24 protein-coding genes and 4 tRNA genes are annotated in these 26,183 nt (G+C 69.9%); 21 read left to right on the top strand and 7 right to left on the bottom strand.

Annotation, left to right across the window (positions count from 1 at the left end; all coding sequences use genetic code 11):
- Positions 1-92: 92 nt before the first annotated feature.
- The 3 genes from zapE (at position 93) to ACFVN5_RS10020 (ending at position 3,301) form a co-directional block, all read left to right on the top strand.
- A complete protein-coding gene (gene zapE, locus ACFVN5_RS10030; RefSeq protein WP_376954916.1) occupies positions 93-1,148 on the top strand; it encodes a cell division protein ZapE in 1,056 nt (351 codons plus the stop codon).
- A 265-nt stretch (positions 1,149-1,413) separates the two neighbouring features.
- Positions 1,414-2,676 (top strand): ammonium transporter, encoded by a 1,263-nt coding sequence (locus ACFVN5_RS10025; RefSeq protein ID WP_376954915.1) that lies wholly within the window; start codon positions 1,414-1,416, stop codon positions 2,674-2,676.
- 76 nt (positions 2,677-2,752) lie between these two features.
- Positions 2,753-3,301, top strand: a complete 549-nt coding sequence (locus ACFVN5_RS10020) for a type II toxin-antitoxin system PemK/MazF family toxin (RefSeq protein ID WP_376954914.1) — start codon at positions 2,753-2,755, stop codon at positions 3,299-3,301.
- A gap of 7 nt (positions 3,302-3,308) precedes the next feature.
- On the opposite strand, the gene ACFVN5_RS10015 is transcribed toward ACFVN5_RS10020, so the two are convergent.
- Positions 3,309-3,668 (bottom strand): VOC family protein, encoded by a 360-nt coding sequence (locus ACFVN5_RS10015; protein WP_376954913.1) that lies wholly within the window; start codon positions 3,666-3,668, stop codon positions 3,309-3,311.
- Between the two features lie 580 nt (positions 3,669-4,248).
- Here ACFVN5_RS10015 and ACFVN5_RS10010 point away from each other — a divergent pair.
- Positions 4,249-4,887, top strand: a complete 639-nt coding sequence (locus ACFVN5_RS10010; RefSeq protein WP_376954911.1) for a hypothetical protein — start codon at positions 4,249-4,251, stop codon at positions 4,885-4,887.
- A 247-nt stretch (positions 4,888-5,134) separates the two neighbouring features.
- Here ACFVN5_RS10010 and ACFVN5_RS10005 read toward each other — a convergent pair.
- Positions 5,135-5,207: transfer RNA gene (locus ACFVN5_RS10005), tRNA-Val, on the bottom strand.
- A 239-nt stretch (positions 5,208-5,446) separates the two neighbouring features.
- Here ACFVN5_RS10005 and ACFVN5_RS10000 point away from each other — a divergent pair.
- From ACFVN5_RS10000 to ACFVN5_RS09990, 3 genes are all read left to right on the top strand, one after another.
- Positions 5,447-5,519 (top strand) — tRNA-Gly (locus tag ACFVN5_RS10000).
- A 53-nt stretch (positions 5,520-5,572) separates the two neighbouring features.
- A tRNA-Cys gene (locus tag ACFVN5_RS09995) sits at positions 5,573-5,646 on the top strand.
- 25 nt (positions 5,647-5,671) lie between these two features.
- Positions 5,672-5,743: transfer RNA gene (locus ACFVN5_RS09990), tRNA-Val, on the top strand.
- A 115-nt stretch (positions 5,744-5,858) separates the two neighbouring features.
- On the opposite strand, the gene ACFVN5_RS09985 is transcribed toward ACFVN5_RS09990, so the two are convergent.
- Both ACFVN5_RS09985 and ACFVN5_RS09980 read right to left on the bottom strand, forming a co-directional pair.
- Positions 5,859-7,913, bottom strand: coding sequence for a glycosyl hydrolase family 28-related protein (locus tag ACFVN5_RS09985; protein WP_376954910.1), 2,055 nt, complete (start codon positions 7,911-7,913; stop codon positions 5,859-5,861).
- 210 nt (positions 7,914-8,123) lie between these two features.
- Complete coding sequence (locus tag ACFVN5_RS09980) at positions 8,124-8,732, bottom strand: hypothetical protein (protein WP_376954909.1); 609 nt, start codon at positions 8,730-8,732, stop codon at positions 8,124-8,126.
- Positions 8,733-8,904: 172 nt separating this feature from the next.
- Here ACFVN5_RS09980 and thrS point away from each other — a divergent pair, with 172 nt between their 5' ends.
- Together thrS and ACFVN5_RS09970 are read left to right on the top strand one after the other, a co-directional pair.
- Positions 8,905-10,812 (top strand): threonine--tRNA ligase, encoded by a 1,908-nt coding sequence (thrS, locus tag ACFVN5_RS09975; protein ID WP_376955635.1) that lies wholly within the window; start codon positions 8,905-8,907, stop codon positions 10,810-10,812.
- Positions 10,809-11,375: an HIT family protein gene (locus tag ACFVN5_RS09970; RefSeq protein WP_376954908.1), complete on the top strand. Its 567-nt coding sequence runs from the start codon at positions 10,809-10,811 to the stop codon at positions 11,373-11,375. Before thrS ends, ACFVN5_RS09970 begins: the two co-directional genes overlap by 4 nt.
- A gap of 12 nt (positions 11,376-11,387) precedes the next feature.
- Here the strand turns inward: ACFVN5_RS09970 and pdxY are convergent, their stop codons facing one another.
- Complete coding sequence (gene pdxY / locus ACFVN5_RS09965; RefSeq protein ID WP_376954907.1) at positions 11,388-12,239, bottom strand: pyridoxal kinase PdxY; 852 nt, start codon at positions 12,237-12,239, stop codon at positions 11,388-11,390.
- Positions 12,240-12,246: 7 nt separating this feature from the next.
- Positions 12,247-13,599, bottom strand: a complete 1,353-nt coding sequence (locus ACFVN5_RS09960) for an aminotransferase class I/II-fold pyridoxal phosphate-dependent enzyme (RefSeq protein WP_376954905.1) — start codon at positions 13,597-13,599, stop codon at positions 12,247-12,249.
- A 112-nt stretch (positions 13,600-13,711) separates the two neighbouring features.
- Here ACFVN5_RS09960 and pdxS point away from each other — a divergent pair, with 112 nt between their 5' ends.
- From pdxS to ACFVN5_RS09900, 12 genes are all read left to right on the top strand, one after another.
- Positions 13,712-14,602 carry a pyridoxal 5'-phosphate synthase lyase subunit PdxS gene (gene pdxS, locus ACFVN5_RS09955; protein ID WP_376954904.1) on the top strand — a complete coding sequence of 297 codons (891 nt, stop codon included), beginning with the start codon at positions 13,712-13,714 and terminating at the stop codon, positions 14,600-14,602.
- Complete coding sequence (pdxT, locus tag ACFVN5_RS09950) at positions 14,599-15,261, top strand: pyridoxal 5'-phosphate synthase glutaminase subunit PdxT (protein WP_376954903.1); 663 nt, start codon at positions 14,599-14,601, stop codon at positions 15,259-15,261. The genes pdxS and pdxT overlap by 4 nt, the downstream gene beginning before the upstream one ends.
- A 137-nt stretch (positions 15,262-15,398) precedes the next feature.
- Complete coding sequence (locus ACFVN5_RS09945; protein WP_376954901.1) at positions 15,399-16,136, top strand: hemerythrin domain-containing protein; 738 nt, start codon at positions 15,399-15,401, stop codon at positions 16,134-16,136.
- 61 nt (positions 16,137-16,197) lie between these two features.
- Positions 16,198-16,725, top strand: coding sequence for a DUF1697 domain-containing protein (locus ACFVN5_RS09940; protein WP_376954899.1), 528 nt, complete (start codon positions 16,198-16,200; stop codon positions 16,723-16,725).
- 129 nt (positions 16,726-16,854) lie between these two features.
- Positions 16,855-17,613: a YebC/PmpR family DNA-binding transcriptional regulator gene (locus ACFVN5_RS09935; protein WP_376954898.1), complete on the top strand. Its 759-nt coding sequence runs from the start codon at positions 16,855-16,857 to the stop codon at positions 17,611-17,613.
- Between the two features lie 10 nt (positions 17,614-17,623).
- Positions 17,624-18,232 (top strand): crossover junction endodeoxyribonuclease RuvC, encoded by a 609-nt coding sequence (ruvC, locus tag ACFVN5_RS09930; protein WP_376954897.1) that lies wholly within the window; start codon positions 17,624-17,626, stop codon positions 18,230-18,232.
- Positions 18,229-18,852: a Holliday junction branch migration protein RuvA gene (gene ruvA / locus ACFVN5_RS09925; RefSeq protein WP_376954896.1), complete on the top strand. Its 624-nt coding sequence runs from the start codon at positions 18,229-18,231 to the stop codon at positions 18,850-18,852. The genes ruvC and ruvA overlap by 4 nt, the downstream gene beginning before the upstream one ends.
- Positions 18,849-19,943: a Holliday junction branch migration DNA helicase RuvB gene (gene ruvB, locus ACFVN5_RS09920; RefSeq protein ID WP_376954895.1), complete on the top strand. Its 1,095-nt coding sequence runs from the start codon at positions 18,849-18,851 to the stop codon at positions 19,941-19,943. The genes ruvA and ruvB overlap by 4 nt, the downstream gene beginning before the upstream one ends.
- Positions 19,944-20,015: 72 nt before the next feature.
- Positions 20,016-20,402, top strand: a complete 387-nt coding sequence (yajC, locus tag ACFVN5_RS09915) for a preprotein translocase subunit YajC (RefSeq protein ID WP_376954894.1) — start codon at positions 20,016-20,018, stop codon at positions 20,400-20,402.
- A gap of 63 nt (positions 20,403-20,465) precedes the next feature.
- Positions 20,466-22,199: a protein translocase subunit SecD gene (gene secD, locus ACFVN5_RS09910; protein WP_376954893.1), complete on the top strand. Its 1,734-nt coding sequence runs from the start codon at positions 20,466-20,468 to the stop codon at positions 22,197-22,199.
- Positions 22,199-23,227 carry a protein translocase subunit SecF gene (secF, locus tag ACFVN5_RS09905; RefSeq protein ID WP_376954892.1) on the top strand — a complete coding sequence of 343 codons (1,029 nt, stop codon included), beginning with the start codon at positions 22,199-22,201 and terminating at the stop codon, positions 23,225-23,227. Before secD ends, secF begins: the two co-directional genes overlap by 1 nt.
- 71 nt (positions 23,228-23,298) lie before the next feature.
- Positions 23,299-25,551: a RelA/SpoT family protein gene (locus ACFVN5_RS09900; RefSeq protein WP_376954891.1), complete on the top strand. Its 2,253-nt coding sequence runs from the start codon at positions 23,299-23,301 to the stop codon at positions 25,549-25,551.
- On the opposite strand, the gene ACFVN5_RS09895 is transcribed toward ACFVN5_RS09900, so the two are convergent.
- On the bottom strand, positions 25,548-26,123 hold the full coding sequence (locus ACFVN5_RS09895; RefSeq protein ID WP_376954890.1) for a hypothetical protein: 576 nt from the start codon (positions 26,121-26,123) through the stop codon (positions 25,548-25,550). The two genes, ACFVN5_RS09900 and ACFVN5_RS09895, sit on opposite strands and share 4 nt — an antisense overlap.
- Positions 26,124-26,183 lie beyond the last annotated feature (60 nt).

The following is a 26,183-nucleotide window of genomic DNA, read 5'->3' as shown; positions in this document are numbered from 1 at the left end:
TAGGCTGGTGACCTGTCCACCTCGAATCTACGCGGCGTGCGGGTGGAAGTCAGCATGCCCGTCATCCGGTGCAATACGGGAGTCCCTCCAGCATGACCACGGCAGCGAGCCATGCCCTCATCCGCCTCGTCGAGCGGAACCCGTCGATCTCGGCCGGCGAGATCGCCTCGGAGCTGGTGCCGCCGCCGCAGTTCGAGCACGCGACCTTCGAATCCTATCGGCCCGACCCCGACTACCCCTCGCAGCAGGCGGCCCTCGACCGGCTGAACGAGTTCGCGGGCGCCTGGCGCGCCGCGCAGCGCCCGGGCGGCTTCTTCTCGCGCAAGCGGCCGGCGCGCATCGAGCTCCCCGGCGTCTACCTCGACGGCGGCTTCGGCGTCGGCAAGACGCACCTCCTCGCGGCGCTCTGGCACGTCGCGCACGGTCCGAAGTACTTCGGCACGTTCATCGAGTACACCGCGCTCGTGGGTGCGCTCGGCTACGCCAAGGCGGTCGAGCTCCTGCGCGGCGCGCGCCTCGTCTGCATCGACGAGTTCGAGCTCGACGACCCGGGCGACACCATGCTGATGACGCGGTTCCTCGGCGAGCTCATGGCCGGCGGCACGCGCGTGGCTGCGACGTCGAACACCCCGCCGAACGCGCTCGGCGAGGGCCGGTTCGCGGCCGCCGACTTCCTCCGCGAGATCCACGCCCTCTCGTCGAACTTCGAGACGCTGCGCATCGACGGCCTCGACTACCGCCGCCGCGACACCGAGGGCCATGCCGAGGCCATGGGCGAGGACGCCGCGGTGACCCACGCGGCCGAGGCGCTCGCCGCCCGCGGCCACGCCGTCTCGCTCGACGGATTCGACGACCTCATCGCGCATCTCGCGACGGTGCACCCGTCGAAGTACATCAAGCTCATCGAGGGCGTCGAGTTCATCGGCCTCGAGGGCGTGCACCAGCTGTCGAACCAGAACGCGGCCCTGCGCCTCGTGGCCTTCATCGACCGCGTCTACGACGCCGAGGTCCCGATCCTCGCGAGCGGGCTCCCGCTCGACAAGGTCTTCGACGACGAGATGATGGGCGGCGGCTACCGCAAGAAGTACCTCCGCGCGATGAGCCGCATGATCGCGCTCACCACGGGCGAGCTGCCGCCGCACGACTGAGGGGCGCCGCGGCATCCGATCGCGCGTTCGCACACGGATGCCGCGGTCTCAGCCGACGGCATCCGTCACCCCTGATCGCGCACGCGATCGCATTCCCGAACGACCGCGATTCACATCGCCTCTTCGGTGCGCCGAAACACGCTGTTTACGTGAGCGGCCCGGTCCGTAACGAACGCGAAACACAAGACGATCCCTCTCGAAACGTCCCGTCATGAGACTGGGCCGCACAGGTTTCCCCAACCCCTGCATCTGAGAGAGGTTCGAGATGGATCAAGGCAACACCGCGTTCCTACTGATATCAGCAGCACTCGTGTTGCTCATGACCCCCGGGCTCGCGTTCTTCTACGGCGGCCTCGTCAAGGCGAAGAGCGTCATCAGCATGATGATGCTGAGCTTCGGCGCGATGGGCCTCATCGGCGTGCTGTGGGTGCTCTACGGATACGCGATCGCATTCCCGTCGGCCGACGGCCTGAGCGCGCCGTGGTCCATCGACTGGTCGGCCATCGGCCTCACGAGCCTCCTCGAGACGCCTGAAGGCGCGGCCTACCCGCCGCTCGCCTTCGTCGGCTTCCAGGCGACCTTCGCGATCATCACCGTCGCGCTCGTCTCGGGCGCCATCGCCGACCGCGCCAAGTTCGGCGCGTGGATGATCTTCGCCGCCCTCTGGGCGACGATCGTCTACTTCCCGGTCGCGAGCTGGGTGTTCAACTTCGGCCTCGCCGAAGACGGCTCGTTCGCCTACGGCGGCTGGATCACCTACGGCCTGCAGGAGGTCTTCGGCACCGGCGCGCTCGACTTCGCGGGTGGTACGGCGGTGCACATCAACGCCGGTGCGGCCGCCCTCGCGCTCGCCCTGGTGCTCGGCAAGCGCGTCGGGTTCTCGAAGGGCGCGCACGTGCCCCACAACCCGCCCTTCGTGCTCCTCGGCGCCGGCCTCCTGTGGTTCGGCTGGTTCGGCTTCAACGCCGGCTCGGAGCTCGCGGCCGACGGCACCGCTGCGCTCGCGTGGATCAACACGCTCGCCGCTCCCGCTGCGGCCCTGCTCGCCTGGCTGGTCGTGGAGAAGATCAAGGACGGCAAGCCGACCTCGATCGGCGCCGCGTCGGGCGCTGTCGCCGGCCTCGTCGCGATCACCCCGGCGTGTGCATTCCTGACCCCGGGCTGGGCGATCCTCCTCGGCGTCATCGCCGGTGCCGTCTGCGCCCTCGCGATCGACCTGAAGTTCAAGTGGGGCTTCGACGACTCGCTCGACGTGGTGGGCATCCACCTCGTCGGCGGCCTCATCGGCACGCTCTACCTCGGCTTCTTCGCGACCGACAAGGGTCTGTTCACGGGCGGCGACGGCACGCAGCTCCTGGTTCAGGCGATCGCGGCCTTCTCCGTGCTGATCTACTCGTTCGTGCTCGCCTGGGTCATCGGCTTCGCGATCCAGAAGACGATCGGCTTCCGGGTCAAGAACGAGGACGAGATCGCCGGCATCGACACCGTCGTGCACGGCGAGGAGGGCTACAAGCTCGAGACCGTCTGACCCACGGGTCCTGAGCCGGTCGAAGGGTTCCTGAGCCCGTCGAAGGGCTGCGAGGGCGGTGGGGTAGTGTGCGGGTGTGTCAGACACCAGCCGCTTCCTCACCGCCCTCGGGCGTGTCTTCAGGTCCCTCACCGGCGGGCGGCGCCAAGCGCGGTCGACGGATGCCGCGGGCGCGTCCACGTCCGTCTCGACAGGGTTGCTCTCACCTGGGCAGGCGGGGCCGTCGGCCACCGTCGAGGTGGATCCTCGGCGCCTGAAGGGCGTGCGCCTGGCGTACACGCCGTCGCGTGACGGGGAGCCCGATCCCGGCGAGATCGTCTGGACGTGGGTGCCGTTCGAGGAGCGCGACGGGCGCGGCAAGGACCGCCCGGTCGCGATCGTTGCGGCATCCGGGGGAGGGGACTTCCTGGCGGTGCAGCTCACGAGCAAGCCGCACGACGGCGACCGCGACTTCGTCGCGCTCGGCGATGGCGCCTGGGATGCCGCGGGCCGGGCGAGCTGGGCCCGGATCGACCGCGTGTTCCGGGTGCGGTCCGGCGGGATGCGGCGTGAGGCCGCGTCGCTCGACGCCGCCCGCTACGGGCGGATCGCAAGCGCCCTCGGTGAGCGGTACGGGTGGCGCTGAGCCCGTCTCAGTGTCGCGGCGGCCGGTGCAGTCCGAACGGCGACCCCTGGTCGTCGCGGCAGAGCCGGAACTCGCCGTAGATCGCGGCGGTGGCCTCGTCGTCGCCTCCGGGGAGCTCGTCGACCGAGCCCCCGAGGCGGATGACCTCAGCGACGGCGGCATCCAGGTCGTCGACGCGGAAGAAGACGTCGGGCGACGCGCCCTCGTCGCCGCCGTGGACGCCCGCGGGAACGCCGGCGCCCTCGATCGCGTACCCGTCGCCGCCTGGGCCGGACTCGAACGACCAGCCGAACAGCTTCCCGTAGAACGAACGCGCCGTCATGGCATCCGCCCCGCCGAACTCGATGAACGACACCTCACCGGTCATGGTTCCTCCGCTCGCGGTCGCGCGGCGCCGGTGCCGCGCTGTGCGCCGGCCACGGTAGCCGCGGCATGGGGTCGCGACAACGGGGTTGTGCCCCGATGCGGACGCCGCCGGAACGGGAAAACCCCCGGCGACCGGGGGTCTCATGGTGGGCGATGCCGGGCTCGAACCGACGACCTCTTCCGTGTGAACGATAAGTGAAGACCTGGACGGAACTGCCCACTGTTGGACATTTCTGGACATAGCCCGATCAGGGCAGAGATTACCCAGCGGCGGGAGTCCCCATCTGCGGGCACACGAGGACATAACTTGTCATAGTTCTGCACCACGTTTGCACCACGCGACTCCTTGCGCCCGGGTGTTGCGCCGGGAACGTTCCTCGGCCTACTGGTTCTTGTCCTATGACACAGTTCACCTTCAGAAGGATCGAACTTGGTGGGTGATCGACAGTGCTCGCTCTTGAACCTGCATTAAGGCGCGTCCTCCGCAAATGCCTGAACGCACTGATCGTTGCGGCCGCGAGCTCGCGCACACGGTTGAAGCGGAGCGGGCTGCTACTCTCCTGCACAACTAACGAGTCGAGGTGAACATCGTGCGACCAAGCCCTCCGATCTGGGGACTACTCGTCCTGCTGGTCGGGATGTGCATCAGCCAACTGCTGAGGCTGACCCGCGATGGGATGGCCGTCGCGGACGCAGCCAGCGCGATCATCATTGTCGTTGCGGTCATCACCGGCCTGCCTCTGTTGATACTTGTCTTGCTCGGTGCTCGGAACAGAAAACTCGTGGCACGTCTGCGAGACGACGACCGCGACGGGGTCACCACCTTCGCGATCTTCTTCTCCCCGGAACTCCGTGACGCCCTCCAGCCCTTCTTATCGTCGGCGAACCGGGGGTTCAACAAGCATGGGGTCATGCGGGTCAGCCGGGCCGGCGTACACATTTGGTCCGCTCAGAAGCACGGACCGGCCACGCCTGTGCACATTGCCACGATCCCGAGCGGCAACATCATCGCGGTAGCCGAAGAATCGATTCCCATCGCCGGCGGCGGGTTCTGGGGATTGAGTCTCGAAACCCTGGTGCCAGATGGCAGCGAGGTGGTCACTCTTCCAATCGGTCTGACGAACAGAAGTATCGCGGCCTTCTTTCCCTCTCGACGAGAAGTTCAACGGTCGCACGCGCAGATCCTCGAGCTCATCTCGCCCGCCGCGGCGCGCGCATAACTGACTCGAGGCCAGCGCCATGGCACACGGTGACGACATCTCGACCGTCAGTAGCCTCGGCCCGAGCAACGGTCTGTGGGCCCCGGACTACCTTTCCGTGATCGGTAAGCACCAGTCGCGCTTTTGGGGGATCACTATTGCCAGTTCGGGGAAGCCCGTGGGAGGTCCTGCACCACACCTGCACCACGCATCAGATCACTGGGCGAATAGATTAACCAAAAAACCCCCGTTGACCGGGGGTTTTCCGTGGGCGATGCCGGGCTCGAACCGACGACCTCTTCCGTGTGAAGGAAGCGCGCTACCAGCTGCGCCAATCGCCCATGTGGGATGCGGTTCCGATCTCGTCGTGACCGCGGACTCGATACTAGCCGACCCGACCGGGCGAATGCACATCGGCGGGCCGGGCGCTGCGGAATCGACCCCGGACACACCTCGACACGCCCGGGAAACGCGCATGGATTCGCGCGATGACCGGGCCGAACAGGCCAAGCGGCCCCCTCGGTTTGTGATTCGTTCACCGAATCCGTTAGAGTCTCTCTGTCGCCGAAACAGCGACAACGCGGATGTGGCGCAGTTGGTAGCGCATCACCTTGCCAAGGTGAGGGTCGCGAGTTCGAGTCTCGTCATCCGCTCTGATCAGTAGGGGCGAAAGCCCCTTCTGTTCTTTGGTGGTGAACCCAGACACGGTGGATTGGCCGAGAGGCGAGGCAGCGGCCTGCAAAGCCGTATACACGGGTTCGAATCCCGTATCCACCTCCAAGCCTGAGAACCCCGTTCTCGACTTGGGCGATTGGCGCAGCGGTAGCGCGCTTCCCTGACACGGAAGAGGTCACTGGTTCGATCCCAGTATCGCCCACGACGAAGGCCCCGGCATGAGCCGGGGCTTTTCGCGTATCCCGGGCACGTCTTCGCCGCGCCATGGAGCGGGCCGGACGCCTCGTCGAGGCATCCGACCCGCCCGGCTCAGCGCGTCACCAGGGCGACGGCGCCGGGGGTGCCACCACGGGCGGCCGGTCGTCGCACGTGATCGTGTTCGGCAGCTCCCACGGCGCGAGCCACGGGCCGGTGGTGTTCACGCCGCTCGAGTCGTTCCCGCCGAGGTCGACGAGCGAGAACTCCGAGCCCGCGGGGGTGAAGTTGAACGAGCCGCAGTTGTTCACGCCGACGGCGCCCACGTTGCGGGCGTCGACGTTCTCGAACGACGCCGAGCCCGCGACGCGCGCGCTCACGACCGAGGTGCCCGTGCCGTCGACGCGGACGTCCTCGAAGTGGACGTTCGAGATCGACACCTGGTCCTTCACGGGCCAGTCGGAAACGAGCATGATCGCGTTGTACGTGTTGTCGAGGAAATCGCCGGAGACCCGGATGTCGGCCTGGTCGATCGAGCGGTCCAGAGCGTAGAACCAGATCGCGCCGAGGCCGATGTTCCAGTTGAGCTCGTAGCCGCCCGCGCGCACCGTCGTGTTGTCGGTGAACGCGAGCGTCCCCGTGAACGGCACGGCGCCGAAGCGGGATCCGGCGTGCAGGCCGCTGCCCTCGCGGATCGGGTCGGCGACGAGGTTGTTCGACACGGTGTTGTCGGCGCCGCCGTAGATCGCGATGCCGTTCGCCAGCGTCGGTGTCTGCACCGTGTTGCGGTCGAACGTGTTGCGCGCGTTCGCCGTGCCCTCCGACCACATCGCGAGCCCGTCGTCACCGGTGTTCCGGATGAAGTTGCCCGCGACGAGCGAGTCGGTCACGCCGGTGTGGAAGTTCAGCGCGTCGGCGATCTGGTCGACCACGATGTTGTCGCGCACGACGAGGTCGTGCATCGGCCCGTCGAACCACAGGCCGACCTTCGTGTGCTCGATGTGCAGCCGCTCGATGGTCGAATCGCTCATGGCGCCGCCGATGCCGTTGACCTGGTCGGTGTCGATGCGCTCGCGCACGTCGCCGCGGATGGCGAAGTCCGAGAGGTGCACGTTGCGGCTGCCGCCGTCGGCGGCGTCCCTGCCGTAGAACCCGACCCCGGTGTGCACCGAGCCGTCGGGCGTGGGCTTCTTCAGCGAGACCTCGTCGCCGAACACGATCGAGTGCCAGTTGCCGGCGCCGCGGATCGTGACGTCGTCGACGATGAGGTGCTCCTCGACGCGGAACGTGCCCGGCGGGATGTACACGTCGACGTCGTGGCGCTGCGCCCACTTGATCGCCGTGCGGAACGCGTTCCCCGCGTCGCGGCGTCCGGTCGGGTCGGCGCCGAACTTCGTCACGGTGACGGATGCCGCGGGCTGCGGGGTCGGGGGCGCCACGAGCTCGGAGTCCAGCAGGTCGATGACCGTCCACGCGGCATCCGTGCCCTGCGGTGCCGTGAGGCGGACGACGGAGCCGGCCGGGTACGTCGCGCCCAGGAGCATCCGCTGCTCGTCGTAGAAGTGCATGGGCCGGAACGGCTTCTGCACGTCGTAGCCCTCGCCGGGCACGCAGCCGCACTCGGTGATCCACCAGTCGGGGTGGAGGAGCCCCGCGTTCGGGTCGTTCGTGAACGGGTACTGGTTGTAGAGCCACGAGTACTCGGAGGTGAGCGTCATGAGCTTCGGCGCGCCGCCGTCGACGCGCACCTCGAGCGGCGCCGTGATGCCGCCGCCCGTGGGCGCGTCGGGGATGCTGTACCGCACGGTGATCGCGTTCGCGGCCGCGGGCAGCGTGAACTCCACGCGCTCACCGGGGTCGAGGCGCACGGCGGTGCGGCCGGATGCCTCGGCGGGCAGCGTGTAGGCCGTGCGGTCGGGGCCGATGATCTCGCCGTTCGTCGTGGCGTGCTCGGCCTCCTGCTCGAGGAAGGGCACGTCCGCACCGCGGCCGGCGACGAGGGCCGGGTCGAGCGCCGCACGCGTGACGACCGGGGCCGCTGGCGCAGCGGATGCCGCGGGGCCGGCCAGCGCCGCGCCGGCGACGATCGCCGCAGCGGCGGCCGCAGCGACGGCCGCTCGACCGCGCCAGTGACGCCGTCGACGAACAGGTGGGACGGGGATCGTGGGACGCGTCATCGTCGACTCGTTTCCTCTCGGTGGTGCACGCCATCGGACACCGCGGACTGGCCGCGAGTGAGGCGAGGGTATGCCGCCGCCGAGCGGCGTCACAAGGGGTTGCGAGGGATTGTCAACGGAAAGTCGTGTTCTTGCAGAGCCGGGCGTAAACGGGCGCAAGCGAGCGCGTCCGAAGCGCGCCGCTTGCGCGCTCCGGCCGCAAGCGGGCGCTCAGGGGCCGGGGTTGATCGGCAGCGGGTCGAACACGAGCGGCGGATGCGCGATGCGCGTGCTGAACCACGACCACGACTCGCCCGAGGTCTGCTCGATGGCGGCGAAGGTGTCCTGGCCGGCCGGCACGTTCCGCAGGATGATCGTGATCACCCGCCGTCCCTCGAACCGGATCGAACCGGGCGCGTCGACGGTGCCGCTGCCGGCGAACCCGCTCGGCGAGAAGGCCGCCCTGGTCGGCGCGTCGACCGCGAACGTGAACACGTACGTGCCCGGTCCGGTGGCGCCGTACGCGCTCGGGTTGAAGTGCACCGACACCGCCGGGTTCCGATTCGGCGACTCGCGCCGATCGAAACCGGCGAACGGCACGGGCGTGTCGGTCTGCACGATGGTCGGACGGATGAGCGTGAGGTTCGTGCGCCCGAGCCCGATGGTCTTCGTGGGCGAGAGCACCTCGATCGGCGCCCAGAAGATCGGGCCGAGATGGAGGTCGCCGGACCGCAGCTTCGCGGCCCAGTCCTCCGACGTGAGGTCGCTCTCGAACTCGCCGAGCTGGGCGACGTCGGCCAGTGGCGCGCGGTCTGCGGCACCTGGATCGGTAGTAGACATGAGCAAAACTCTAGAACCTGGGTGGGTCGGCGTCATCAGGGCGCGCCCGGATGCCCGGCGCCGGTGGTGCGTCCGCGCCGCACTACAGTTGAAGGGTTCGTTTCGACCTCACAGGGAGTGGATCACAGTGGCCGACGGCTTCGAGCTCTTCACTGATCGATCCGTTGTCGCGATGCGCGTCAACGGCGAGCTCAAGGACCTGGCCACGACGGTGACGGAGTCCGACGTCGTCGAGCCCGTCACGATCGACTCGCCCGACGGCCTGAGCATCCTCCGCCACTCCACCGCGCACGTCCTCGCGCAGGCGGTGCAGAACGTCAATCCCGAGGCGAAGCTCGGCATCGGCCCGCCCGTGACCGACGGCTTCTACTACGACTTCGACGTCGCCGAGCCGTTCACCCCCGAGGACCTCAAGGCCCTCGACAAGGAGATGGCCCGCATCGTCCGCTCCGGACAGCGGTTCGTGCGACGGGTCGTGACCGACGACGACGCCCGCGCCGAACTCGCCGGGGAGCCGTACAAGCTCGAGCTCATCGGGCTGAAGGGCCACGCCACCGGCACCGAGCAGTTCGAGGAGAGCGAGTCGGTCGAGGTCGGCGGTTCCGAGCTCACGATCTACGACAACGTCGACCCCAGGACCGGCGAGGTCGCCTGGAAGGACCTCTGCCGCGGGCCGCACCTGCCGAACACCCGGATGATCGGCAACGGCTGGGCGCTCATGCGCGTGGCGGCGGCGTACTGGCGCGGCTCGGAGAAGAACCCGCAGCTGCAGCGCATCTACGGCACCGCCTGGCCCACGAAGGACGAACTGCGCGAGTACCAGCATCGCCTCGAGGAGGCCGCCCGCCGCGACCACCGCAAGCTCGGCGCTGAGCTCGACCTCTTCTCGTTCCCCGAGGAGATCGGCAGCGGCCTGCCCGTCTTCCACCCCAAGGGCGGCATCATCAAGCGCGAGATGGAGGACTACGTCCGTCGCCGGCACATCGAGGAGGGGTTCCAGTACGTGTCCACCCCGCACATCACGAAGGCGCACGTCTTCGAGCTGTCGGGGCACCTGCCGTACTACAAGGACACGATGTTCCCGCCGATGGACCTGGAGAACAGCGAGTACTACCTGAAGGCGATGAACTGCCCCATGCAGAACCTCATCTTCCGGTCGCGCGGTCGCTCGTACCGCGAGCTCCCGCTGCGGTTCTTCGAGTTCGGCACGGTCTACCGCTACGAGAAGTCGGGCGTCGTGCAGGGTCTCACCCGCGTGCGCGGCCTCACCCAGGACGACTCGCACAGCTACGTGACGCCCGAGCAGGCGCCGGGGGAGATCAAGCACCTGCTCGACTTCGTGCTGGGCCTGCTGCGCGACTTCGGCCTGGACGACTTCTACCTCGAGCTCTCGACCCGCGACGCGGCATCCGACAAGTTCAAGGGCACCGACGAGCAGTGGGAGGTGGCCACGAACGTGCTGCGCGAGGTCGCCGAGGCCTCTGGCCTCGAGCTCGTGCCCGATCCGGGCGGCGCGGCGTTCTACGGCCCGAAGATCTCGGTGCAGGCGCGCGACGCGATCGGTCGCACCTGGCAGATGTCGACCATCCAGTACGACTTCAACCAGCCGGCGGGCTTCGGGCTCGAGTACACTGCGGCCGACGGCACGCACCAGCAGCCCGTGATGATCCACTCGGCGAAGTTCGGCTCGATCGAGCGGTTCTTCGGCGTGCTCACCGAGCACTACGCGGGCGCGTTCCCGATCTGGCTCGCACCGGTGCAGGTCATCGGGATCCCCGTGGCCGACGAGTACGCGGAGTACCTCGGCGACATCGTGCGGCAGCTGCAGCGCGCCGGCGTGCGCGCCGAGCTCGACACGAGCGACGACCGCATGCAGAAGAAGATCCGCACGCACACCACCCAGAAGGTGCCGTTCCAGCTCATCGCGGGCGAGAACGACCGCGCCGGCGAGACGGTCAGCTTCCGCTTCCGCGACGGCACGCAGGAGAACGGCGTGCCGATCGCCGACGCGATCGACCGGATCCGCGCGGCGATCGACGACCGCCGCCAGGTGACCACGAGGGACGAACTGTTCGCATGACCCGCGCGTACGAGGCCGACGAGTTCGAGGGCGTGCCCACGGATGACGCGGCCGACCTCGCCGGCGTGCCCGACGCGTTCCAGCGGCTGTGGACGCCGCACCGCCTCGTCTACATCCAGCACGGCCAGCAGCCCGACGAGCACACCTGCCCGTTCTGCCGGGCGCCCGAGCTGAGCGACGAGCAGTCGCTCATCGTCGCGCGCGGGAAGCTCGCCTACGTGCTGCTCAACCTGTACCCGTACAACAGCGGCCACCTGCTCGTCTGCCCGTATCGCCACATCGCGACGTACGACGAGGCGACGGCCGAGGAGGTCGCCGAGATCGGCGAGCTCACGCAGGTGGCGATGCGCGTCGTCAAGCAGGTCTCCCGGTGCGACGGGTTCAACATCGGCATGAACCAGGGCCGGATCGCCGGCGCCGGCATCGCCGAGCACCTGCACCAGCACATCGTGCCGCGGTGGGCGCTCGACGCGAACTTCTTCCCGATCATCGCCGGCACCAAGGCACTGCCGCGACTGCTCGGCGAGGTGCGGCAGGAGATCGCGGAGGCCTGGCCGGGCTGACGCGTCGGGCGCCTAGCGCACCTGTCGCACCGCGAACTGCATCCGCGGGTTCGCGTAGGCCTCCTGCGACTCGACGAGCTGCAGCTCGCGCTCGCCCGACGCGTGGGTGCGCTCGAGCAGGTCGAACACGCTCGAGGTCGCGCGCGCGAGGGCGTCCGCGGCATCCCCGGTACGCCGGTAGTGCGCCGTGAAGAGGGCCGCGGTCACGTCGCCCGAGCCGTTCGCCTTCAGGGGCAGCAGCGGGGTCTGCACGATCCACGCGCCCGCGTCGTCGACGGCGAGCATCTCGATCGTGCCCTCCTCGCGATCGGGCCGCTCGACGCTCGTCACGAGCACGGTGCGCGGACCGGTCGCGCGGATCAGGTCGACCGACTCGAGCGTGGACTCGAGGGTGTCGGGCTCCGTGCCAGTCAGGTAGCCGAGTTCGAACTGGTTCGGCGTGATGAGGTCGGCGGCCGGCACCACGCGATCGCGCAGGAGTACGGGAATCGCCGGCGCCACGAAGCATCCGGACTTCGCATTGCCCATCACCGGGTCGCACGCGTAGATGGCCGACGGGTTCGCGGCCTTGACCCGGGCGACCGCGTCGAGGATGACGCCGGCGATGCCCTCGCCGCCCTGGTAGCCCGACAGCACGACGTCGACCTGGGGGAATGCGCCGCGCTCCTCGATGCCGGTGATCACCGCGCGCACGTCGTCGGGGTCGATGAGCGGACCCCGCCACGCGCCGTAGCCCGTGTGGTTGGAGAAGTTGACCGTGTAGACCGGCATGACCTCGACGCCGATGCGCTGGAGCGGGAACACGGCGGCCGAGTTGCCGACGTGCCCGTAGGCGACGGCGGACTGGATCGAGAGGACCTTCACCGGTCGATCATCGCATCCCGGCCGGGACGAGCCGTCCACCCGCGGCACGCACCGCGCCCGCGATGTCCGCCGCGAGGCGCTCGGCGTCGGCGTCCCCCAGGTCGTGCACGGTGAGCCGGAGCCGCCGGGCGGCGGGCGCGTCGGCGAGCGCGAACGCGTCGCCCGGGCGGGCGAGCCAGCCGCGCCGCATGAGCTGCTCGGTGACGTCGCGGGCCGGCACCGGCAGGGCGACCCAGAGGTTGAGCCCGTCGCTGGCCTCGGCGGGCACTCCGAGCGCGGTGAGCCGCTCGGCGAAGGCCCGGTTGCGCTCGGCGTAGTGCGCGCCCGCCGCCTCGATGCCGGCCGCGACGTCGGGATCCGTCACGAGCGCGAGCGCCAGACGCTGCAGGAGGTGGCTCACCCAGGTGGTCCCGGGGGTGAGCCGCATCGCCAGCCGCTCGGCGGTGTCGGGGTCGGACGCCGTCACCGCGAGGCACATGTCGGGGCCGAGGAACTTCGACACCGAGCGCACGAGCGCCCAGCGCCGGTGATCGGGGCCGATGAGGGAGTGGAACGGCCGGCGCGACAGCATCGAGAAGTGGTCGTCCTCGATGACGAGCACGTACGGGTGCTCGCGTAGCACGGCCCGCAGCTCCGCGGCGCGGGCCTCGGTCAGGCTCGCGCCCGTGGGGTTCTGCGCCCGCGGCGTGCACACGATGGCGCGCACGCCCTGGTCGAGCGCCGTGCGCAGGCCCTCGACGGTCATGCCCTCGTCGTCGACCGGCACCGGCACCGCGCGGTAGCCGCCGACGCGCACGGTGTGGATGCTCGTGAGGAAGCACGGGTCCTCGAGGGCGACCGCATCGTCGCGCACGAGGGCCAGGGCGAGGAGCCGTTCGACGGCGTCGGCCGCGCCGCTCGTGATCGTGAGCCGCACCTGATCGGGCGCGAGGTCCGAGCGCATCCAGGACTGCGCCCACTGCTCGAGCCCCGGGTCGATGACGGGCTCGCCGTAGAGCACGGGACGGCCGGCCACCTGCGCGAGCGCGCGGGACGGGTCCGGGATGAGGTCGGGGTCGGGATTGCCGGTCGCGACGTCGCGGAGCACGCTGTCGGCCGCGAACCCCTCCTGCGGCACGGCCGAGCGGTCGGCGACGTGCGTGCCGCCGCGCCCGCGGGTGACGACCACGCCGGCCTGGGTGAGCTGCCGGTACGCCGCGACGGCGGTGTTGCGGTTCACCCCGAGGGTGTCGGCGAGTGTCCGTACGGGCGGCAGCGCCTGGCCCGGCTGCAGCGCGCCGCGTTCGATCAGGGCGCGCACGCTCGCGGCGATGTCGGCGGCCGCACGGCCGGAGATCTCGAGGGTCAGGTCGCGGTCCATGGCTCCTCTTCGGGTCGGTCGCGGTCCATGCTACCGTTTGGCCTAGGCCAAGCGCTCGCATTGGCCGAGAGCCTGCGTGAACACGCGTCCTCCACCGAAGGGAACCCCCAAGATGAGCACTGCCGAGACCGGCTCGAGCCGCGTGAAGCGCGGCCTCGCCGAGATGCTGAAGGGCGGCGTGATCATGGACGTCGTCACCGCCGAGCAGGCCCGCATCGCCGAGGACGCCGGCGCCGTCGCCGTCATGGCCCTCGAGCGCGTGCCCGCCGACATCCGGGCCCAGGGCGGCGTCGCCCGCATGAGCGACCCCGACCTCATCGAGGCGATCATCGCCGAGGTCTCGATCCCCGTCATGGCGAAGGCGCGCATCGGCCACTTCGTCGAGGCGCAGGTGCTGCAGGCCCTCGACGTCGACTACATCGACGAGTCCGAGGTGCTGTCGCCGGCCGACTACGTGAACCACATCGACAAGTGGGCCTTCAACACCCCCTTCGTCTGCGGTGCCACCAACCTCGGCGAGGCCCTGCGCCGCATCAACGAGGGCGCGGCGATGATCCGGTCGAAGGGCGAGGCCGGCACCGGCGACGTCTCCGAGGCGACCAAGCACATCCGCAAGATCACCTCCGAGATCAACCAGCTGAAGTCGATGACGCGCGACGAGCTCTACGTCGCCGCGAAGGAGCTCCAGGCCCCCTACGAGCTCGTGCTCGAGGTGGCCGAGACCGGCAAGCTTCCGGTCGTGCTCTTCACCGCGGGCGGGGTCGCCACGCCGGCGGATGCCGCGATGATGATGCAGCTCGGCGCCGACGGCGTGTTCGTGGGGTCGGGCATCTTCAAGTCGGGCAACCCCGAGGCGCGCGCCGCGGCCGTCGTCAAGGCGACCACCTTCTACGACGACCCGTCGGTCATCGCCGACGTGTCGCGCGGCCTGGGCGAGGCCATGGTCGGCATCAACGTGGGCGACCTGGCGGCGCCGCACCGTCTGGCCGAGCGCGGCTGGTGACCACCACCCTCCGCGGCGAGTCGCTCGACGCAGGAGAGCCGGCCTCGTCCGGTCCCCGCGTCGGGGTGCTCGCGCTGCAGGGCGACTTCCGGGAGCACGCGCACGTGCTGTCGCGCCTCGGCGCGCACGTGTCGCTGGTCCGCCGGCCCGAGGAGCTCGACGCCGTCGACGGTCTCGTGATCCCCGGGGGCGAGTCGACCGTCATGGACAAGCTGTCGCGCGCCTACGGGCTCGCCGAGCCGCTGAGGGCGCGGATCGCCGAGGGCCTGCCCGTGTACGGCACGTGCGCCGGGCTCATCATGCTCGCCGACACCGTGCTCGACGCGATCGCCGGGCAGCAGTCGCTCGGCGGCCTCGACGTCGTCGTGCGGCGCAACGCGTTCGGCTCGCAGAACCAGTCGTTCGAGACGGACCTCGACGTCCCTGCGCTCGGCGACGACCCCGTGCACGCCGTGTTCATCCGCGGGCCGGTGGTGGAGTCGGTCGGTCCCGCCGCGACCGCGCTCGCGACGATCCCCGACGGCCGGGTCGTGGCGGTCGAGCAGGGCGACCTGCTCGGCACGAGCTTCCACCCCGAGATCACCGGCGAGTTCCGCTTCCACGCGTACTTCCTCGGCAAGGTCCGCGCCCGGATCGCCGCGCGGGAGGCGAGCGCGTAGTCGCCGCGCGTTCCGTGGAATCCCCGATGCGTCCGGCCGCCCGCCGCGCGTAGGCTCCCCTCGTCACGCTCGTCCGGCGCAGCGCCGCCACCGGGCGCAGCGACCGGATGCGGAGCGGCGCGGGAACGAGGTGCCCCGTGGTCACAAAGCTGCCGAGCTCGTCGGAGGACCGTCCGGCCGGCGAGCCGCTGGGATGCGACACCTCCGATCTCATCCAGGTGCACCGCATCTTCCGCTGGCTGTACCGGGAGCTCCCCGGGCTGGTGCGCGCGGTCCCCGACGGCGATGTCGCCCGGGCGGACGTCGTCGCGGACTACGCGTCGATGGACTTCTACGCCCTGCACCTGCACCACGAGACCGAGGACGTGGTGCTGTGGGACCGCCTCGTCGAGCGGTCCCCGGGCTGCGCGCCGCACGTGGAGCTGATGCGCATGCAGCACGCGCAGGTGGCCGCCGAGCTCCACGACGTCGAGCCGCTCGTCGAGCCGTGGCGCACGTCGGCGGATGCCGCGACGCGGGATCGGCTGGCGGCCGGCGTCGAACGCGTGCGCGACACCCTCATCGGCCATCTCGGCCACGAGGAGGCCGACATCGTCCCCGTCGCCGGGTCGGTGCTCACCCAGGCCGAGTGGGACGAGATGGGGGAGCACGCCCGCAAGGGCATCCAGGAGGCGCGGAAGGAGCTTCCGCGCGACGTGATGGCGATCCAGTTCGGCCTGATGCTCGCGACGATCCCCGAGGCCGAGCGGCCCGCCTGGATGAAGGAGAACCTGCCCGCGCCGGTCCGGCTGCTCTACACGCTGCTGCTGAAGCGCCGCTACGAACGCGCGATGGGCGAGCTCTACGAAGGACGCCCGGTCCCGCCCATCCCGTGAGCGTCGGAGGCGCGACCCGCGGCCGCTGCGCATGACGGGGGCGCCCCATACACTCGGGGGCATGACCCGCTACATCGCACTGCTCCGGGGCGTCAACGTGGGCGGCATCACCATCAGGTCGGCCGACCTGCGCGACCTCGTCGAGTCGCTCGGCTTCGAGGGCGTGCGCACGGTGCTCGCGAGCGGCAACGTCGCCTTCGACAGCGGGCGAACGGATTCCGCCGCGCTGAAGCGCGACCTCGAGCGTGCGCTCGGCGAGCGCTTCGGCTACGAGGCGTGGATCGTGCTCGTCACCCGCGAGGACCTCGAGCGCGTCATCGAGGCCTTCCCGTTCGACGCCGACGACGCATCGCGCCAGCCGTGGGTCGTGTTCGCGTCCGAGGCATCCGCGCTCGACGACCTGCTCGAGACGGCGGGGAAGACGGACCCCGACGTCGACCCGATCAGCCGTGGCGACGGCGTCGTGTACTGGAACCCGGTGAAGGGCACGACCGTCGACACCCCCTTCGCCAAGGTGCTGGCGAAGGCCCGATTCAAGCCGACGACGACGAACCGCAACCTGCGCACGCTGGCGAAGCTGCTGGCCTGACGTGGGCGGCCCGCCCGCCGGTCGAACGAGCCGCCGAGGCATCCGCCTGCCGCCCGGGGCCGAGGGCAGGGCTGGCCTAGAATGGGATGTCGGCGGGCGGACCCGCCGAGAAGCCGAACCAGGAGCAGCATGTCCGGGCATTCCAAGTGGGCCACGACGAAGCACAAGAAGGCCGTCATCGACGCGCGTCGCGCGAAGTCCTTCGCCAAGCTCATCAAGAACATCGAGGTCGCCGCCAAGATGGGCGGCGCCGACCTCAACGGCAACCCGACCCTGTACGACGCCGTGCAGAAGGCCAAGAAGACCTCGGTGCCGAACGACAACATCGACCGCGCCATCAAGCGCGGCGCCGGCATCGGCGGCGAGGCGGTCGAGTACCTGAGCATCACGTACGAGGCCTACGGCCCGTCGGGCGTGGCCATGATGGTCGAGGTGCTGACCGACAACAAGAACCGCGCCGCCGCCGAGGTGCGCACGGGGCTGAGTCGCAACGGCGGCACGCTCGCCGACCCGGGCTCGGTCGCCTACAACTTCACCCGCAAGGGCGTCATCGTGGTGTCCGGTGAGGGCACGACCGAGGACGACGTCATGATGGCGGCCCTCGAGGCCGGCGCCGAGGAGATCGAGCCGCACGCCCAGGGCTTCGAGGTCATCACCGACCCGTCCGACATGGTCGCGGTGCGCAAGGCGCTGCAGGAGGCCGGCCTCGACTACGAGTCGGCCGACGTCGAGTTCGTGCCGAACCTCAAGGTCGAGATCGACGCCGACACGGCGCGCAAGGTGTTCCGCCTCATCGACGCGCTCGAGGACAGCGACGACGTCCAGAACGTCTACAGCAACTTCGACCTGAGCCCCGAGGTGCAGGCGCAGCTCGAGGACGAGGACTAGGCCGATCGCCGTGCGCGTGCTCGGCATCGACCCGGGACTCACGCGCTGCGGCGTGGGCGTGGTGGATGTCGAGCCGAACCGCACGGCTCGGCTCGTCGACGTCGTCGTGCTTCGGTCGCCCGCCGACCTCGACACGCCGCGCCGGCTCGCGCGCATCGCCGACGGGCTCGAGGCCATCGTCGACGAGCACCGTCCGCAGGCGGTCGCGCTCGAGCGCGTCTTCGCTCGATCGGATGTCTCGACGATCATGGGCACCGCCCAGATCTCGGGCGTCGCGATGCTCATCGCCGCCCGTCGCGCCCTGCCCGTGGCATTGCACACGCCGAGCGAGGTGAAGGCCGCGATCACCGGGTACGGCCGCGCCGACAAGGCGCAAGTGGGCGCGATGGTCGCCCGCATCCTCGGGCTCGAGCAGGTGCCGAAGCCGGCGGATGCCGCGGACGCCCTGGCCCTGGCGATCTGCCACGCCTGGCGCACCGGCGGTGCGGCGGGGGAGGCCGTGGCCGACGCACGTCGCAGTCCCGCCGAGGACGCCGCCCTCACGCCCGCGCAGCGCGCATGGCTCGCCGCTGAACGCTCCGCCGCCGTGTCGGGGGCCGCCCGTAGGGTGAAGGAGTGATCTCCTCTCTCCGCGGCCGCGTGCTCACGGCGGCCGGCAGTTCGGTCGTGATCGAGGTCGGCGGTGTCGGGTTCCACGTGAACGCCACGCCCGCGCTGGCGCTCGCGAGCCGTGAGGGCGACGAGATCACCGTGCACACCAGCCTCATCGTGCGCGAGGACGCGCTGACGCTGTTCGGCTTCGCCACGCGCGACGAGCTCGACGTCTTCGAGCTGCTCATCGGCGTCACGGGGGTCGGCCCCAAGTCCGCCCTCGGCGTGCTGTCCGCGCTCTCGCCCGAGCAGGTCGCCGCGGCCGTGCAGGCGGACGACGACACGGCGTTCCGCAAGGTCAGCGGCATCGGGCCCAAGACCGCCAAGCTCATCACCGTCTCGCTGGCCGGCAAGCTCGTCGCCCCGCGCTCCACGCCGTCCGCACCGGTGCCGATCGCGCGCGGCGGCGCGGCCGAGAACGTGCTCGCGGCGCTCACGGGCCTCGGCTGGTCCGAGCGGGTGGCCGCCGAGGCGGTCGAGGAGACGGTGGCCGAGGCATCCGATGCCGACGCGGCATCCGTGCCCGCGCTGCTGCGGCTCACGCTCGCCCGGCTCGGCCCGGCGCAGCAGGCGGGCCGGGCGCGATGAGCGGCGATCGCAGCGGTGTCGACGATCGCGACGGCGACGTCGACCTCACCGACCCGGTCCTCGCGTCCGAGGCCGAGCTCGCGTTCGAGGGCGCGCTGCGGCCCCGCAGCCTCGCCGAGTTCGTCGGGCAGACCCGCGTCAGGGGCCAGTTGCAGCTGCTGCTCACGGCCGCGACGCTGCAGCAGCGCACGCCCGACCACATCCTGCTCGCGGGCCCGCCGGGGCTCGGCAAGACCACGCTCGCCATGATCGTGGCGCACGAGGGCGGCCGGCCGCTGCGCATGTCGAGCGGCCCGGCGATCCAGCACGCGGGCGACCTCGCGGCGATCCTCAGCTCGCTCGTGCCGGGCGAGGTGCTCTTCATCGACGAGATCCACCGCATGGCCCGCTCGGCTGAAGAGATGCTCTACCTCGCCATGGAGGACTTCCGCATCGACATCATGGTCGGCAAGGGCGCAGGGGCCACCTCGGTGCCGCTCGACCTCGCGCCGTTCACGCTCGTCGGCGCCACGACGCGCGCCGGACTGCTGCCGAACCCCCTCCGCGACCGCTTCGGGTTCACGGCGCACCTCGAGTTCTACGACGAGGCCGAGCTCGAGCAGGTGCTCGAGCGCGCCGCGAGGATGCTCGGCCTCGCCATCGACCACGAGGCCCTCGCCGAGATCGCCGGGCGCTGCCGCGGCACCCCCCGCATCGCCAACCGGCTGCTCCGGCGCGTGCGCGACTATTCGCTCGTGCACCCGTCGACGGGCTCAGGGCACCGCTCCGGCCGGGCGGATGTCGAGGCGGTGCGCGCCGCCCTCGACCTCTACGACGTCGACGCGCTCGGGCTCGACCGGCTCGATCGTGCGGTCATGCAGACGATCCTCACGCGATTCGGCGGGGGTCCGGTCGGGCTCAACACGCTCGCGGTCTCCGTGGGCGAGGAGGCCGAGACGATCGAGGCGGTCGTCGAGCCCTTCCTCGTGCGCATCGGGCTCATCACGCGCACCCCGCGCGGGCGGGTCGCGACGCCGGCGGCGTGGCAGCACTTCGGACTGTCGGGAAGCGCTCCCCAGGGCGCAGCGACCCTTCCGATCGATGACCTATAATCCATTGAGGCTTCGTCCTCACCGCCGTCGACTCCGTGCGGTACGCCGCACACCGGAAGGTTCCCTCCCCTCATGACGTTCGATCCGTTCACTATCATCATGCTCGCCGTCCTGGCGGTGCTGATCTTCTTCATGTTCCGCAACTCGCGCAAGCGCCAGGCGGACGCCCGCGACCTGCAGTCGAAGGTCCAGCCGGGGGCGAAGGTGATGACCAACTTCGGCGTCTTCGGAACGATCCTCTCCATCGACGAGGACGAGAACCAGGTCCTCGTCGAGACCTCGCCCGGCACGGTGCTCACGGTGCACCGCCAGACGATCGCCCGCGTGGTGGAGCCCGCGGCGGTCGCTGCCGCGACCGAGGTCGGCTCGGTCGACGCCGACGGCGCGCCCGAGTACGGCGAGCGCGTCGACGACGCGCCCAGCGACGAGACGCCCGACACCAAGAAGTCGGACGACTAAGGCTCCCAACCGAGGCTCGGCCCGCGCGGCGTCGCGCGGGCTCCAGCAGAGAAAGCAGAACACGTGGCTGCACCATCGAAGCGGTCATCGCGGCCGACCCCTGTTCGCAAGGCCTGGCGATCGCTCACCTGGCTCGGCGTCATCATCGTCGGACTCTTCGCGATCAACGCCGCCGGTGTGATCTGGGGCAACGGCTCGTGGACCCCGAAGCTCGCCCTCGACCTCGAGGGCGGCACGCAGATCATCCTCGAACCCAAGGTCGAGACCGGCGCATCCGTCTCGCAGGAGCAGCTCGACCAGGCGGTGTCGATCATCCGCCAGCGCGTCGACGCCTCCGGCGTGGCCGAGGCCGAGATCAACACCGAGGGCTCGAACGTCGTCGTCCGCATCCCGGGCGAGCTCGACGACCAGACGCGTGCGCGCATCGAGTCGTCGGCCAAGCTCGAGCTGCGGGCCGTGCTGCTCGCGGATGCCGCGACGAACCAGGCGATCGACTCCACCGAGAGCCCGGCTCCCACCGAGCCGGCCGAGGAGCTGTCCGACACGCCGACCGCCGAGCCGACGGACGGCAGCGACCCCGCGTGGATCACGCCCGCCCTGCAGGACGAGTTCGACAACTTCGACTGCTCGACGCTCGACGAGGCGGCCACGAACGTCGCTCCCGCCGACGAGCCGCTCGTCACCTGCGACGTGTCGCGCACCGCGAAGTACCTGCTCGGCCCGGTCGAGGCGAGCGGTGAGAACATCGTCGATGCGACGAACGGCATGATCCAAACCCAGACCGGTGCGAACACCGGGCAGTGGGCCGTGAACATCCAGTTCGACGACCAGGGCACCAAGGACTTCGCGGCGGTCTCGACGCGGCTCTTCGGCCTGCAGGGCCAGACGCCGCGCGACCAGTTCGCGTTCGTCCTCGACGGCGCCGTGCTCACCGCACCGTCGATGAACGGCGTCATCACCGACGGCCGCCCGCAGATCACGGGCAGCTTCACGCAGGAGTCGTCGAAGTCGCTCGCCGACCAGCTGAAGTTCGGCGCCCTGCCGATCAGCTTCACGGTGCAGTCGTCCGACACGATCTCGGCCACACTGGGCACGTCGCAGTTGGAGTCGGGCCTCATCGCGGGCCTCATCGGCCTCATCCTCGTCGTGATCTACACCCTGTTCCAATACCGGGCGCTCGGCAGCGTCACGATCGCGTCGCTCGTCATCGTGGGACTCATCACGTACCTGGCGATCACGATCCTGTCCTGGCGCGAGGGGTACCGCCTCTCGCTCGCAGGCATCGCGGGCCTCATCGTCGCGATCGGCTTCACAGCGGACTCGTTCATCGTGTACTTCGAACGCGTCCGAGACGAGCTCCGCGACGGCAGGCCACTGGTCGGCGCGGTCGAGGCCGGCTGGAAGCGTGCGTTCCGCACGATCCTCGCGTCGAAGGGCGTGAACCTGCTCGCCGCCGTCGTGCTGTTCATCCTCGCGGTCGGCAGCGTGAAGGGCTTCGCCTACACGCTCGGTCTCACCACCATCATCGACGTGGTCGTCGTGATCCTCTTCACGCACCCGATGCTCCAGCTGCTCGCGCAGACGAAGTTCTTCTCGAGCGGCAACCCGTGGTCGGGCCTCGACCCGAACGCGCTGGGCGCGGTCTACCGCGGCCGTGCCGAGTTCCGCAAGCCGGTCGCGGTTCCCGCGAGCAAGGTGGCGTCGAGCTCGAAGGAGGCGCAGAAGCGCCAGACCATCGCAGAACGCAAGGCCACCGCAGGCGTCGGCAGCGGGTCGAGCGAAGGCAAGGAGTCCTGATGGCCAACCGGCTCACCCAGTTCGGCAACGACCTCTACACGGGCAAGCGCTCGTTCAACTTCGTCGGCGGCCGTAAGAAGTGGTACCTGATCGCGGGCGTGATCATCATCCTGACGATCGCGATCCCGCTCCTGCGCGGTGTGAACTTCAGCATCGAGTTCCGCGGCGGGTCGCAGTTCCAGATCGCGAACGTCGAGAACGCCACCACCCAGCCGGCCAGCGACGCCGTGGCGTCGGTGGTGCCCGGTGCCGTCTCGCACGTCACGATCGTGGGTGGCGACGGCGTCCGCGTGCAGACCGACCAGCTCGAGCAGGCCGAGTCCCAGGAGGTCGCCGCGGCGCTGGCGGAGGCGTACGACGTGCCCGTGTCCGAGGTGACATCGTCCTTCATCGGCCCGAGCTGGGGTGCGGATGTCACCAGGCAGGCGCTCGTCGGCCTCATCGCGTTCGTGCTGCTTGCGGCGATCATCATGGCGCTGTACTTCCGAACGTGGAAGATGTCCCTCGCGGCGATCCTCGCGCTCATGGGCGACCTCATCGCCACGGTCGGCATCTACGCCGCCGTGGGCTTCGAGATCAGCCCTGCGGCGACGATCGGCGTCCTGACGATCCTCAGCTACTCGCTGTACGACACCGTCGTGGTCTTCGACAAGATCCGCGAGAACACGACGGAGGACGCCGGGCCCGAGTCGCGACGGACGTTTGCGGAGTCGGTGAACCTCGCGGTGAACCAGACCCTCGTGCGTTCGATCAACACGAGCGTCGTCGCAGCGCTTCCGGTCGCGGCCATCCTCTTCATCGGTGCGGGCGTCCTGGGCGCCGACACGCTGCGCGACATCTCGCTCGCGCTGCTGATCGGCATCCTCGTCGGCACCTGGTCGACCGTGTTCATCGCGGCTCCGCTCTACTCGCAGCTGCGTGAGGGCGAGCCGGCGATCAAGCGCCACGACCAGAAGGTGCTGAAGGAGCGCGAGCGGGCCGGCGGTGCCTCCGCCGAGACCGCGGGGGCCCTGCCGACGCCGGTCTGATGTTCGCCTCGGGCGAGAGCGGCGCGGAGCACTCCTCCGAGCGGCGATAATTGAGTCTTGGAGGTGCGCGCATGACCGAGGCGGGAGTCAACTCGACCGCTTCGCTGCGCCGCCTCGTGCCTCGGATCTTCTCGAAGGCCCAGCCGTCGGGAGCCGTCGACACGCTCATGCGCACGGTACGCATGCACCACCCGAAGGCCGACCTCGGGCTCATCGAGCGCGCGTACACGGTCGCCGAACGAGCGCACGAGGGGCAGAAGCGCAAGAGCGGCGAGCCGTACATCACGCACCCGATCGCGGTCGCGCAGATCCTCGCCGACCTCGGCATCGGCCCGAAGACCGTCGCCGCGGCGCTCCTGCACGACACCGTGGAGGACACCGCCTACACGCTCGACGAGGTGCGGCATGACTTCGGCGACGAGATCGCGATGCTCGTCGACGGCGTCACGAAGCTCGACAAGGTCAAGTACGGCGACTCCACGCAGGCCGAGACCGTCCGCAAGATGATCGTCGCGATGTCGAAGGACATCCGCGTGCTGATCATCAAGCTCGCCGACCGACTGCACAACGCGCGCACTTGGGGCTTCGTCCCCGCGGAGTCCGCGACCCGCAAGGCCACCGAGACGCTCGAGATCTACGCGCCGCTCGCGCACCGCCTGGGCATCCAGGCCATCAAGTGGGAGCTGGAGGACCTCTCGTTCGCCGTGCTGTACCCGAAGCTCTACGCCGAGATCGAGAGCCTCGTGAAGCAACGCACGCCGCAGCGCGAGGAGTTCGTCCAGACGGTCATCGACCTCGTGAACGAGGACCTGAAGGCGGCGCGCATCCGGGGCAAGGTCATGGGCCGGCCCAAGCAGTACTACTCGATCTACCAGAAGATGATCGTGCGCGGCCGCGACTTCGACGAGATCTACGACCTCGTCGGCATCCGGGTGCTCGTCAACTCGGTGCGCGACTGCTACGCCGTGCTCGGCTCGATCCACGCGCGCTGGACCCCGCTGCCCGGCCGCTTCAAGGACTACATCGCGACCCCGAAGTTCAACCTCTACCAGTCGCTGCACACGACCGTCATCGGGCCGAAGGGCCGCGCGGTCGAGATCCAGATCCGCACCCACGACATGCATCAGCGCGCCGAGTACGGCGTCGCCGCGCACTGGAAGTACAAGGAGCGGATGAACTCGGGCCGCGCCACCGACAGCGCCGCGCATGAGACCGACATGGCCTGGCTCGCGCACATCTCGGACTGGCAGGCCGAGACGGCCGACCCGGGGGAGTTCCTCGACTCGCTGCGGTTCGAGATCGGCGCGAAGGAGGTCTACGTCTTCACGCCGAAGGGCCGGGTCATCGGCCTGCCCGCCGGTGCGACCCCGGTGGACTTCGCGTACGCAGTGCACACCGAGGTCGGCCACCGCACCATGGGCGCGAAGGTCAACGGGCGCCTTGTGCCCCTCGAGAGCGAGCTCAACAGCGGCGACGTCGTCGAGGTGTTCACGTCGAAGAACCCCGACTCGGGTCCGAGCAAGGACTGGCTCACGTTCGTCAAGAGCCCCCGCGCCCGCAACAAGATCCGCCAGTGGTTCACCAAGGAGCGGCGCGACGAGGCGATCGAGCAGGGCCGCGATGCCATCGCCCGCGCGATGCGCAAGCAGAACCTGCCGCTCCAGAAGCTCATGAGCCAGGAGTCGTTCGCCGAGGTCGCCGCGCTGTTGAAGTACGACGACGTGTCGTCGCTGTACGCGGCGGTCGGCGAAGGGCACGTCTCGACGCAGTCGGTGATCGAGAAGGTCGTCGCGCTCGTGCGCGACGTCGACGAGGGCGACGACGAGCCCGACATCCCCATCTCGACGCGCTCGCGACCGCTTCCGCGGAACAGCGACTCGGGCGTGCTCGTGCGCGGCGCCCCCGACATCCTCGTGAAGCTCGCCCGGTGCTGCACGCCGGTGCCCGGCGATGAGATCGTCGGCTTCATCACGCGCGGCTCCGGCGTCTCGGTGCACCAGGCGGCCTGCCACAACGTGCAGGCGCTGATGCGCGAGCCCGAGCGGATGATCGACGTGGAGTGGGCGCCGAGCTCGAAGAGCGTGTTCCTCGTCCAGATCCAGATCGAGGCGCTCGACCGGGCGGGCCTGCTCTCCGACGTGACGCGCGTGCTCTCGGAGCACCACGTGAACATCCTCTCGGCGAACGTCTCGACGTCGACCGACCGGCTCGCGCTCAGCCGCTTCGTGTTCGAGATGGGGGACACCACCCACCTCGACCGCGTGCTCAACGCCGTGCGGCGCATCGATGCCGTCTACGACGTCTACCGCGTGAGCGACGGCTAGGCCGCGTCACCGGCGCCGCGGCGAGCGGTCTGCTCGGCCCGGTCGAGGCGTGCGAGCGCCGTCGCCTTGTGCGGCATGCGGGGGACGGCCGCCAGTCGATCGCGCACGGCGCCGGCGAGCTCCGGATGCGACGTGGCGAGGGCTGCGACCGCGTCGAGGATCGCGTGCTCGTCGAGCACCGGATCGCGCAGCAGGTCGAACGCCGTCCGCGTGGGCGTCGTGCACGGCACCCCGCCGAACCGCACGATCTCGTCGTCGTCGATGCGCACCTCGCGTACGAGGGCGCGGTGGTCGCCGATCACCGCGATGCGCGCGCTGAGCGGGACGCAGAACTGGGCGACGATCGGGGGAGCGGCGATCGCGCCGTGCACCCATGCCGCCGACATCCGCTCGATCACGAGCGATCGCGGCGCACGCAGCGCGGTGACCGCGGCCCGGAACGCGGGCAGGTCGGGCTCGTCGAGCGGGGCCCAGCCGTCGTCGACGGCGAAGAGCTCACCGTCGAGGCGGGCCGCGCACAGCTCGGCGAGCGGGAGGTCTCGGGTGTCGAGCACCGATGGGAGCCTGGCCATGAGGCCATGCTGCGGCATCCGATCACCGAGCCGGTCCGACCGTGGGCGCGCTGTGGAGAA

This window comes from Agromyces sp. NPDC057865, assembly GCF_042796995.1.
Lineage (GTDB): Bacteria > Actinomycetota > Actinomycetes > Actinomycetales > Microbacteriaceae > Agromyces.
The sequence above is the reverse complement of the archived record's forward strand: the minus strand, read 5'-3'. Positions and strand labels throughout refer to the sequence as shown.